The sequence below is a fragment of the Ruegeria sp. HKCCD6426 genome, from assembly GCF_057221115.1.
Genome location: NZ_JBWVBF010000013.1, coordinates 22,691 through 33,336, shown reverse-complemented (window position 1 = coordinate 33,336; position 10,646 = coordinate 22,691). Strand labels below are relative to the sequence as shown.

At 56.7% G+C, this 10,646-nt stretch carries 10 protein-coding genes; all 10 read right to left on the bottom strand.

What is annotated here, in order from left to right:
- Positions 1-196: 196 nt before the first annotated feature.
- Positions 197-1,591: a dihydrolipoyl dehydrogenase gene (lpdA, locus tag AC2TDA_RS22330; protein WP_480881239.1), complete on the bottom strand. Its 1,395-nt coding sequence runs from the start codon at positions 1,589-1,591 to the stop codon at positions 197-199.
- A 68-nt stretch (positions 1,592-1,659) separates the two neighbouring features.
- Positions 1,660-2,658, bottom strand: a complete 999-nt coding sequence (locus tag AC2TDA_RS22325) for a zinc-dependent alcohol dehydrogenase (RefSeq protein ID WP_480881237.1) — start codon at positions 2,656-2,658, stop codon at positions 1,660-1,662.
- Entirely contained in the window at positions 2,655-3,656 is a 1,002-nt protein-coding gene (locus AC2TDA_RS22320; RefSeq protein ID WP_480881235.1) for a Gfo/Idh/MocA family protein, read from the bottom strand. Before AC2TDA_RS22320 ends, AC2TDA_RS22325 begins: the two co-directional genes overlap by 4 nt.
- Positions 3,653-4,489, bottom strand: coding sequence for an NAD-dependent epimerase/dehydratase family protein (locus AC2TDA_RS22315; RefSeq protein ID WP_480881233.1), 837 nt, complete (start codon positions 4,487-4,489; stop codon positions 3,653-3,655). Before AC2TDA_RS22315 ends, AC2TDA_RS22320 begins: the two co-directional genes overlap by 4 nt.
- Positions 4,486-5,553, bottom strand: a complete 1,068-nt coding sequence (locus tag AC2TDA_RS22310) for a 2,3-butanediol dehydrogenase (RefSeq protein WP_480850643.1) — start codon at positions 5,551-5,553, stop codon at positions 4,486-4,488. The genes AC2TDA_RS22315 and AC2TDA_RS22310 overlap by 4 nt, the downstream gene beginning before the upstream one ends.
- A gap of 11 nt (positions 5,554-5,564) precedes the next feature.
- Entirely contained in the window at positions 5,565-6,332 is a 768-nt protein-coding gene (locus AC2TDA_RS22305; protein ID WP_480881232.1) for an SDR family NAD(P)-dependent oxidoreductase, read from the bottom strand.
- Between the two features lie 17 nt (positions 6,333-6,349).
- On the bottom strand, positions 6,350-7,129 hold the full coding sequence (locus tag AC2TDA_RS22300; protein WP_480881230.1) for a glucose 1-dehydrogenase: 780 nt from the start codon (positions 7,127-7,129) through the stop codon (positions 6,350-6,352).
- A gap of 17 nt (positions 7,130-7,146) precedes the next feature.
- Positions 7,147-8,121 (bottom strand): ABC transporter permease, encoded by a 975-nt coding sequence (locus AC2TDA_RS22295; protein ID WP_480881240.1) that lies wholly within the window; start codon positions 8,119-8,121, stop codon positions 7,147-7,149.
- On the bottom strand, positions 8,121-9,083 hold the full coding sequence (locus AC2TDA_RS22290) for an ABC transporter permease (protein WP_480881228.1): 963 nt from the start codon (positions 9,081-9,083) through the stop codon (positions 8,121-8,123). Before AC2TDA_RS22290 ends, AC2TDA_RS22295 begins: the two co-directional genes overlap by 1 nt.
- A 13-nt stretch (positions 9,084-9,096) precedes the next feature.
- On the bottom strand, positions 9,097-10,587 hold the full coding sequence (locus AC2TDA_RS22285) for a sugar ABC transporter ATP-binding protein (protein ID WP_480850636.1): 1,491 nt from the start codon (positions 10,585-10,587) through the stop codon (positions 9,097-9,099).
- Between the last annotated feature and the right edge of the window lie 59 nt (positions 10,588-10,646).

Genomic DNA, 10,646 nt, shown 5'->3' with positions numbered 1-10,646 from the left:
TCCCCATCACAATCATTCCGTCTTTTGAAACAATCTGACTGCCGGGCTGAACGTGAATCGATTTGATCTCCACATGGCGTTTAACGTGGATTTCAATTTCCGTGTTCGTTGCTTGGATGATCAGCACAGACCAGAGACTTTGACGCAATCTGTCACGAAGTTTGCGTCAAAACCGTCGCTTTTATTTACGATCCTTCTACATGTGGATTACGCGCCCATAGGCGTCGAGCACGCTTTCGTGCATCATTTCGGACAGCGTCGGGTGCGGGAAGACGGTATTCATCAGGTCTTCTTCCGTGGTTTCCAACTGGCGACCCACGACGTAGCCCTGGATCAGTTCGGTTACTTCGGCGCCGATCATGTGGGCACCCAGCAACTCACCGGTCTTGGCGTCGAAGACTGTTTTGATCAGACCTTCCGGCTCACCCAGAGCAATCGCCTTGCCGTTGCCGATAAACGGGAAGCGGCCAACTTTGATGTCGTATCCCAGTTCCTTGGCCTTTGCTTCGGTATATCCAACCGACGCGACCTGCGGTTGGCAATAGGTGCAACCCGCGATGCTTTCCGGTTTGATCGGATGCGCGTGCTGGCCGGCGATCAGGTCGGTGACCATGACGCCTTCGTGGCTGGCTTTGTGCGCCAGCCAAGGCGCGCCCGCGATGTCGCCGATGGCGTAGAGCCCCTCGACACCGGTACGGCAAAATTCATCCGTCACGACATGGGTCCGGTCGATCTTCACGCCCAAAGCCTCAAGCCCCAGGTTTTCAACATTGCCTATGATACCCACGGCAGAAATCACTGTGTCGAAATCGTGTTTCTCGACCTTACCTTTGACCTCGATATGGGCCGTGACCTTGCCCTTGGCGCGGTCTAGCTGCTTGACCATCGCCTCTTCCATGATGGTCATGCCCTGCTTGGTGAAGGCTTTCTTGGCCAGCGCGCTGATCTCGGCGTCTTCGAACGGCAGCACGCGGTCCATCACCTCGACCACAGTCGTGTCGACGCCCAGCGTGTTGTAGAAACTGGCGAATTCGATACCGATCGCGCCCGATCCGATGACCAAAAGTTTCTTCGGCATCCGAGGCGGTTGCAGCGCGTGCTTATAAGTCCACACCAGATCACCATCTGCTTCGAGCCCCGGCAGTTCGCGCGCCCGTGCACCGGTGGCCAGAACGATGTTCTTGGCGGTTAGTTCTTCGGTGCCCTTGTCGGTTTTGACGGTGACCTTCCCTTTGGCAGGGATCGTCGCATCACCCATCACAACGGTTACTTTGTTTTTCTTCAACAGGTGGCCGATGCCGCCGGACAGCTGCCCTGCAACGCCCCGAGAGCGCTTTACAACCGCATCCAGATCGTAACCGATCTTGTCCGCCTTCAGTCCGAAATCCTTGGCGCGTTCCATCAGGTGAAACACTTCAGACGAGCGCAGCAGCGCCTTGGTCGGGATACAGCCCCAGTTCAGGCAGATGCCCCCTAGATGCTCGCGTTCGACAACGGCCGTTTTCAGACCCAGCTGCGCCGCGCGGATAGCCGCAACATAGCCGCCCGGACCGGCGCCGATTACGATCAGATCATAGGAATTAGGCGCCATCTTTGACTCCGTGAGGTCTAGGATTGAGCCGCCTAAACAGCCGTATCCAAGTCGTTAGTTGAAAGATTTCAGTTTGCTATGTCGAGCGTGACTTTTACCGCCTGTGTCGGCTCTTTCCCCAACTCATACGCCTCAGCCGCCTGATCCAGATTGAACACATGAGTCTGGATTGGTGACAGGTCCAGCCCCGTACGACCGAGGAACCGAATGGCTCCGGGCCAGACGCCCGGCGATCCGATGCAGCCGTTTACTTTCAGGTCCTTGATCTGGATGAGGCCGAGCTCTACAGAAAATTTCTGACCGATATTGATACCGACCATGGACACCCGTCCCTCCGGGCGCGCGTAGTCAAACACATTGGCGAGCGACGACGCGTGGCCTGCGGCCTCAATCACCAGATCGGCCCCGCCATTGGTCAATTCCTGCACTGCCTCAACAGGGTTCCGGTCGGTCGGGTCGACCGCCGCATCCGCGCCGAGTTTCAACGCCGTCTCGCGTCGCAGCGGGATCGGGTCGACAACGATCACGCGCGCGCCCATGCCAATCGCCGCGGCCGCTGAAACCAAACCGATTGTACCACCACCAGAAACGACGACGGTTTCGCTGGCGTTTGTGCCGCCTCCGCGCAAGACCGCATAGTAACCGCATGTGAATGGTTCGATCAGAGCGCCCTTGGCATCGTCGACCTCGTCCGGCAATTTGTGCAGCCACTCGGGTCGGGCCGTGAAATACTCCCGATCCGCGCCGTTCATCGAAAATCCGAAATGGTGAATGCGTTCTGGGGTATTGATCACGCATTCGCCAACTACGCGGTCACCCGGCGCAAACCCAGTTACGTTTTTTCCTACTTCAACAACCTCGCCGACCCACTCATGGCCCGGAACAACGGGATAGCTGATCGGAATGATGTATTGCCCAGCCAACAACTCATAGTCCGAGTGGCAAATGCCGACCTTTCGCGTTTTGACCAGAACCGTGTTGGCGTCAATCTCGGGAACGGGTTGAGATGAGACGACAAGCTTTTTGGGTTCTTCGAATACAAGTGCTTTCATCGTTGAATTCGTCATGCGATTTTCTCGATCATTCCACTTTGGGCCGATTTGAAAACGCTCTCGAGCAGCGCGATGTTGTTGACCAGATGGCCAGATGTAATTGGGTAGGAACCTTTACCTTCGACCGCGTGGGCAAAGGCGATCAGGTTGAACTTCACTGCTTCCGCTGTTGGGATTTCCTCGACCGTAATGGGCGCATCCACCAGTCCTTTGGTGACGACCCATCCGTCCGGTGCCTCGACATGAGCCTTATCGCGGATTTCGACCCAGCCCTTTGATCCGTAGACCGCAAATCGCGAGGCGAATGGATTCGCCAGAGAGGCCGAGACATAAGACGTACCGCCATTTTTGAATTTTACGAAGGCCGCCACGGTGTCGCCCTGCGGCAGATCGGTAGAGAGGTTTTCGCAATGGCACAGAACGCTTTCCGCCTCACCGAGCAGTCGCACCGACAAGTCCAGCAGGTGAATACCGGTAGCGGTCATTCCGCCAGCTGGGGCCTGATCGGCCTTGAGGCGCCAGTTGTCGCGATCAAGTGACACGAATTTGTCGTGGCTGAAATTGGCCTCGATCTGATGGACACGCCCCAGATCTCCTGAATCTGCCATGGCAAGCAGTTCGGCCATGGCCGGTTCGAACCTACGTTCATGACCCATGCCCAAAACCAAGCCCGCTTCCTCGCATAAGCGCACGGCTTTTTCAGCGCCTGCTTTCGTGAGGGCCAGCGGCTTTTCACAAAAGATGTGTTTTCCGGCAGCAACCGCCTGTTCGATCTGCTGTTCATGCAGAGAATGCGGAGTCGCCAGAACGACCGCCTCAACCTCTGGATCGTTGAGAGCATCCGCGTATTCCGTCGTGACAAACAGCCCCTTTTCGCGCGCGAATCCTTTCACCGCACTGAGGTTTGGTTCTACCGCACGCACAACCTCAATCTCATCCGGCGCGGCTTGCAGGACAGAAACCATTTTCTGCCCCCACCAACCCAGTCCGATCATGGCGATTTTGACGGTCATGTTATTTCCTTTCCAATCGGAGCCGGGATGATCCGGTTTTTCACAAGCGCCTCAAAAACGTCAAAGAACGAACGGGCACTGTTTTGATGAGAACAAAACCCGGCCTGACGGCTATTGCGCATGTCGTTGAAGCATTCGATCTCGCGACCCAGATCAGCGTCCGTGTGCCACCATGAGGCCAGCTTCGACGCAGAATGATCCCGCAGTGCGTGCTTGCTCACGATCCGGGTCCAAATTTCACCTGCGTCTTCCATTTGGATTTTCAACGGCGTGACCTGCTTAGGTGCGCCTGCATCCTTGAGCCCGAACCAGCCTGCGATCTGGCCCCATATCCACTCCCATCGGAACAGATCCCCGTTCACTACGTTGAAGGCGGTGTTTGCGGCGACCGGCGTTGTCGCGGACCATTCCGGGTGTTGAGCCAGTAAGCGGGCATCAGTGATGTCTGCTACGGAAGGGTATTGTGCCTTCGATCCGGGGAATAGAAACGGCCGCCCTGTTTCTGCGCAGATGGACGCGTAAACGGCCAGCGTAACGGCCACGTTCAGCGCGTTGCGGACCATCGCCCAGTTCACCCGACAGTTTTCGGCCTCCGTTTCCCGCCTTGACCATGTGCAGAAAAAGACATGGGTGACATCGGTAAGTTTAGACAGCAGCGCCACACTGGTTGTTTCGTCCGTCAGAACTACGGCGAGGGGCATGTCGATGCCAGGCACGTCCTTTCCCCTGCGGGACAAACCGTAGACATACCAACTTCCGGATTGGCTCAGGCGAGCAGCCAGATGGCTACCGGACAGGCCGGTAGCGCCTATGATCAGGGCTGTCCGGGTCATGTTTCAACGAGTATCTTGAGGTGTTCACCGCCTGGGTCCAACAGGGCCTCGAACCCCTTGTCGACCACGTCATCTGCATCGATCCGACCAGTGATCACTTTTTCCACGGGCAGTTTTCCCGCGGCGATCAATCCCGCGAGACGCGGCCAGACATAAGTTGGATAGCACCACGTCGCTTCGACACTGATATCCTTGAGCGCCCAAAGCATCGCATCAATGCTGGCGGGTTTCATGTGAAGCCCCACCTGAACAACCTTGCCACCCCTGCGCACTGCGCCGACGCATGTGTTCAGCGATACCTCCAGACCAACACATTCCAGCGCGACATCTACGCCGACATGGTCCTCGGTCAGATCTCTGGCGACATCGCCCGCCTTTTCGGTTGCCGGATCGACAACGACAACAGCTGGGTCGATCTTTTGGATGATCCGCCGCCGGTTTGGGTTCGGTTCAGAGACGATGATCAGGCTTGCTCCGGCAGCGCGGGCGCAGATCACCGTCAACGCTCCGATCGGTCCGGCGCCCGAAATCAACACGGTCGATCCCGCGCCGATCTGGCCACGATCAACCCCATACATTGCGACCGCAGCTGGCTCGATCATGGCGGCTTGATCATCAGACACCGCATCCGGCACAGGCTGTGCGCAATAGCCCGGCAGCACCGCCTGTTCGGCCATGCCACCCCAGGCCCAACTGAGGCCGACACATGCCATTTTGTCACTCAGATGGTATTGTCCACGCCGTCCGAAATAGTCGTCCCGAGGCGAAATCAAGGGCTGAGCTGAAATCCTGTCGCCGGGTTTCACGTGGCTGACATTGCTACCGACCGCTTCGACCACCGCGACGAATTCGTGGCCCAGAATCTGAGGGTTCGTGGCCCCTGTAAACACATGCGGCGTTTCCGGGGTCACGATGGGGCCTGCGATGTATTCGTGCAAATCGGTTCCACAAATCCCGCAGGCCCCTGGTCGCACCAGCACTTCGTCAGCGGCCAGATTGCTGTCGGGCGCGGGCACCTCTTCTACGCGGATATCCTTGGCGTTATGAAAGCGGACGGCACGCATATCTTGTCTCCTTATTGCGCTGTATAGCCGCCATCAACGGCCAGGCTTGCTCCTGTAACAAAGCGGGCCTCGTCTGAGGCGAGGAACAAAACACAGTTGGCCACATCAACCGGCTCTCCCAGACAGAGTGGATGAAGCTTGCCCATCATGTCGAGGTAAGCTTGTTTGCCTTCGGGATAGCTTTCTGCCGCCTGCATAAAGATTTCGGTCATGGTCGAGCCGGGATGCACAGTGTTCACCCGGATGCCATGGCGCGCGTAACACATCGCGTCGGTTTTGGTCATCGACAGGATTGCGCCTTTGGTGGCGTGATACGGTGGCAAGTCGTCGTTGCCGATCAGACCGTAGATCGACGAGAAATTGACGATTGCGCCCTTCTTTTGCTCCATCATCGGCCGAACGCCGTACTTGGTGCACAGGAACGAGCCTTTGACGTTCACATCAAAGACCTTGTCCCATTCTTCGGCTTCGACCTCATGGGCAAACTTGTTCACGCCGGTGATCGCCGCGCAGTTCACCAAAATGTCGAGACGGCCGTGCTTGCCAATCACCCCATCAATTGCCGATTGCACGTTCTCTTCGTTAGTCACATCAACCTTGATGAAATCGACATCCAACCCCCTGCCCTGTAGTTTTTCAGAATGGGCCAGCCCGGCTTCTTCGATCACGTCAAAGATCGTGACCTTCGCGCCTTCTTCAGCCAGTCGCGTTACCGTGGCTCCACCGATCCCGCGTGAACCGCCGGTAACGATGGCGATCTGGTCTTGTGTACGTCCCATTGTCTTTGTCCTTCTATTCAGATCAGAACCATGCCGCCGTCGATCATGACGGTTTGCCCGGTCATGTAGTCAGAGGCTGAGGAGGCCAGGAAGGTCGTCGTTCCCACGATATCGGCTGGAATCGCAGCATGACCCAACAGAATGGATTCCGAGAACCCGTCGATCGCTTCGTTTTCTTTTTCGGTGACGCCCCGTTCGATGAACTCGCGGTCCAGCTGTTCCCACAGTTCGGTCTTGACGACCCCGGGTCCAAATGCATTCACCGTAATTTTGTGCTCGGCCAAAGCGCGCGCAGCAGCCTGAGTGAGCGCGGCAACCGCGAATTTCGAGGCACAGTAGTGAGCAAAGAGCGGATAGCCCTGTTTCGCGGCAATCGATGCCGTATTGATGATCTTGCCCGGCGTACGCTGCGCGATGAATTGCCGGGCCGCTTCCTGCGTACCGATCAACACACCCTTGCCGTTCACATCCATGATGCGCTGCCAGTCGTCCTCAACGATTTCCATGAACGGACAGGTCTGGCTGATCCCGGCATTGTTGAAGATGACGTCAAGCTTGCCGAATGCCGCCACTGCTGCGCCGATCATCGCGCGGGTGGATGCCCGGTCGGCTACATTGACGCCGACACCTATGGCCCCATGACCAATCTTGGCGGCCACCTCTTTCGCGGCGTCTTCGTTCAGATCCGCAACGCAAACCTGCGCGCCTTTCTCAGCCAGATCTTTTGCGATTCCGGCTCCTATTCCACGGCCCGCGCCGGTCACGATGATCGATTTACCTGTAACGTCGTTACCCATGTCTTCCTCCTGGCGCTTCAAGCGCCGCGTTTGACGTAGAAGGCGGCCGCGATGACGATCACGATGCCTTTGATGATGATCTGAAACTGAACCGGCATTCCGAACAGCAGAACTGCGTTGAACACGACGATCAGGATTGCGGCGCCAACCAGGCCACCCAGAATGCTGCCGCGTCCGCCAGACAGGGCAATGCCTCCCATGACGGCTGCCACGATGGAGTCCAGCTCGAACCCGCGGCCAACCCAGTTGTCCACGATGCCGACGAACCCTGACAGGACCAGTCCGGCAATGGCAGCAAGGCCACCCGAAATAACATAGCAGATGATGGTGACCCGATCCGCGTTGATTCCGACCAGTTGCGCGACCTTGGGGTTGCCGCCGGTGATATAGACCTGCCGACCAAAGGCCGCCTTATGTAGCACGACCGAGAAGATGACGGCGAGGATCGCCAGAATGACCACGTTGTACGGCAGACCATAGAAGGTCTCGGCACCAATGATCCGGAAGAAATGCGGTACATTCCCGGATGGTGCGCCTTGCGTGTAGGCAAAACGTAACCCTTGCAAAACGATCATGGTCGCAAGCGTGGCAAGAAACGGGGATACGTCGCGCTTGGTAACCAACAGGCCATTGATCAAGCCGGTGCACAGCCCGATACCCAATGCGATCAGGATAATGGGTATGACATCCCCGGGCTGGCCGTTGAAGGCCGTGGCAACAACGGCTGCTGTCGCCATGATAGAGGCCACTGACAGGTCCAGACCGCGCACAAGGATCACAAAAGCCTGACCAATCACGACGATACCAAGCGGCGCCGCTTGCAAAAGCATGTTCGAGATGTTGTTGCCCGACAGAAAGGCCGGAGACACGATGCCCGACACTACGATCAGGGCGACAAGCGCCAGATGTATACCATAGCGGGCACCAAGCTCCTTTATTGCCTTGGATTTCTGGTTTGTGGTCGACATTTCAGCGTTCACGGCTTGTTGCATCACACAGCCCTCTTTTTCTCGACATAAACGGACACGGCCAGAATGATGATCAGACCTTGGATGATAAGCTGATAGTGCGTGGAAATATCCATGAAATTCAGCAGGTTATTCAAAAGCGAGATCAGATAGACCCCGAACAGAGTCCCGATGACACCACCGCGACCTCCGGTCAGAAGGGTGCCTCCGACCACCACCGGAGTGATCGACGCAAGCGTGTAGTTTTGCCCGGTGTAGACATTGCCTACCCCGAACCGACCAACAAGGTAGATCGCAGTCAGTGCGCAACAGAAGCCGGAAAACGCATATACAAAGACAAGCACGCGCTTGCGTGGAAGACCCATCAAGCGGGCACCGGCCTCATCGTCGCCAACGGCATAGATAAACCGGCCAAACGGTACATACCGAAGGAACAGAGCCACCAGAATGAACAGGACAATCGTGAAAACCGCACCTACCGGAAGCCCGGCAACCCGTCCGTAGGCGACAAAGTCAAATTCTAAGGGAACCGAACCTGCCGGTCCCAGAGTATACAGCAGCGTAACCCCTTGCAGCAGTGCACCCATGCCGAGGGTGACGATCAGCGGATGTACCTTCAGCCAGATAACAGTCAGGCCGTTCAGGCTTCCGATAGCTACGCCCAATACCATGATGCCCAGACACACCGGAAGCACTCGCGTCGCTTCGCCGTCAATCGTGCCGGACAGGAGCACGCTCAGCAGGCTGATCATCGAGCCAACCGACAGATCGATCCCTGCTGTCAGCACCGCCATTGTCTGCCCAAGGCTGACCAATGCCAGCCCGGTTGACTGTTCAAACACGTTCAACAGGTTCGATGCAGAGCTGAATCTGCCGGAAATGAATGCGCCAAACAGGAACAACAGAACCAAAAGGCCAATGACAACCAGCAATCCGGACTGCCGTTTGGTGAAAAAGTTGTAAGAGCGATAAGCAAGTTCCGTCATGTTTCGTCCTCCCTCACGCTGCTTCCTGCTGGGTTGCCAGCTGCATGATTGCTTCCTCTGAGAGCGCGTCTTTCGACAACTCACCGGTGACGACGCCTTCGCGCATCACAACGACCCGGTCCGACATTCCGACAACTTCGGGCAGCTCGGATGAGATCATCAGGATCGCGATCCCCTTGGCCGCCAGTTCCCGCATAATCCGGTAGATTTCGGTTTTCGCACCGACATCAACGCCCCGAGTGGGCTCATCCAGAATCAGAACTTTGGAGCATGTACGCGCCCAACGCGCGACGATGACCTTTTGCTGGTTGCCGCCTGACATGGTTGCAACCGGGTTGCGTGGTCCGCGGCAGGCAATCTGATATTCCCCAATTTCCTGCTCCGCGATCTTGAACTCTTTGGCGAAGTTGATGAGACCGGATTGTGTGACCGAGCCCAAATCCGAGGCCGTCACATTTGCAGCAACATCCAGTTGCATCGCCAACCCCTGCCCCTTGCGGTCTTCAGTAACGAGACCGATACCCTTTTTAATCGCCAGAGCGGGTTTCATTTGAGAGTAGGTCTCGCCGTCGATCTCAACGGTCCCGGACTTGAGAGGCAGGCCACCGAAGATGCCCATCGCCAACTCCGTACGCCCGGCACCGACCATTCCAGCCAAGGCGGTGATCTCGCCAGCTCTCAGTTCGATGTTGGCATTATGGACCCGCCCATTCACCGAAATGTTCTGAGCACGCAGAACAACGTCACCGGCAGGTGCATCGTATTCCTTGATAGGGAACAGTTCGGACATATCACGGCCAACCATCAAGGCGATCAATTGGTCCCGGTCAATCTCGCCGATATCCTTACCGGCCACGTACTGACCGTCTTTCAGAACCGTGACCCTGTCGCAGATCTCAAAGATCTCTTCCAATCGGTGCGAAATGTAGATGATGGCCACGCCATCCGCTTTTAAAGCCTCGAGACGTTTGAACAGCAACTCGACCTCGTGGCCCGAGATCACGGCAGTTGGTTCGTCCAGGATAAGCAGTTTGACCTTGTGAACCATTGCTTTGGCAATTTCGACCATCTGTTGGTCAGCGACGGTCAGTTCGGACACAAGCTGGTCGGGGTCGATGTCAACGCCGAGGCGCTGCAAAAGCTCACGCGCGTCCCGGCGTGTTTGCGCATAATCAATCAGACCCAGTCCATTTCGACGTTCATTTCCCAAAAAGATGTTCTCGGCGACCGAGAGATGCGGGAACAGGACAAATTCTTGGTAGATGACATGAATGCCCGCCTCTTTGGCATCGCCCGGCGCTGTCCAGTGAATGATTTCGCCGTCAAACTCGATCTGACCTTCATCGGGCTGGTAAACGCCGGCAATCGTTTTGGTTAGCGTCGACTTACCGGCTCCGTTTTCACCGAGCAGCCCGTGGATCTCACCGGCGCGGACATCAAGATCGACCTGATCCAGAGCTTTTACGCCTGGGAATGATTTGGATATAGAAGTGAGTGTCAGCATGTCTGGCCTCAGCTGTGGGTTGGGCAGGGTCCTACAGGACCCCGCCCGGTTTGAGTGGT

What these genes read in the sequence shown, in the direction of transcription:
- AC2TDA_RS22285 (WP_480850636.1), bottom strand. Translation starts at nt 10,587, where the DNA reads ATGCTGACACTCACTTCTATATCCAAATCATTCCCAGGCGTAAAAGCT.
- AC2TDA_RS22315 (WP_480881233.1), bottom strand. Translation starts at nt 4,489, where the DNA reads ATGACCCGGACAGCCCTGATCATAGGCGCTACCGGCCTGTCCGGTAGC.
- AC2TDA_RS22300 (WP_480881230.1), bottom strand. Translation starts at nt 7,129, where the DNA reads ATGGGTAACGACGTTACAGGTAAATCGATCATCGTGACCGGCGCGGGC.
- AC2TDA_RS22290 (WP_480881228.1), bottom strand. Translation starts at nt 9,083, where the DNA reads ATGACGGAACTTGCTTATCGCTCTTACAACTTTTTCACCAAACGGCAG.
- AC2TDA_RS22295 (WP_480881240.1), bottom strand. Translation starts at nt 8,121, where the DNA reads ATGCAACAAGCCGTGAACGCTGAAATGTCGACCACAAACCAGAAATCC.
- lpdA (WP_480881239.1), bottom strand. Translation starts at nt 1,591, where the DNA reads ATGGCGCCTAATTCCTATGATCTGATCGTAATCGGCGCCGGTCCGGGC.
- AC2TDA_RS22320 (WP_480881235.1), bottom strand. Translation starts at nt 3,656, where the DNA reads ATGACCGTCAAAATCGCCATGATCGGACTGGGTTGGTGGGGGCAGAAA.
- AC2TDA_RS22325 (WP_480881237.1), bottom strand. Translation starts at nt 2,658, where the DNA reads ATGACGAATTCAACGATGAAAGCACTTGTATTCGAAGAACCCAAAAAG.
- AC2TDA_RS22310 (WP_480850643.1), bottom strand. Translation starts at nt 5,553, where the DNA reads ATGCGTGCCGTCCGCTTTCATAACGCCAAGGATATCCGCGTAGAAGAG.
- AC2TDA_RS22305 (WP_480881232.1), bottom strand. Translation starts at nt 6,332, where the DNA reads ATGGGACGTACACAAGACCAGATCGCCATCGTTACCGGCGGTTCACGC.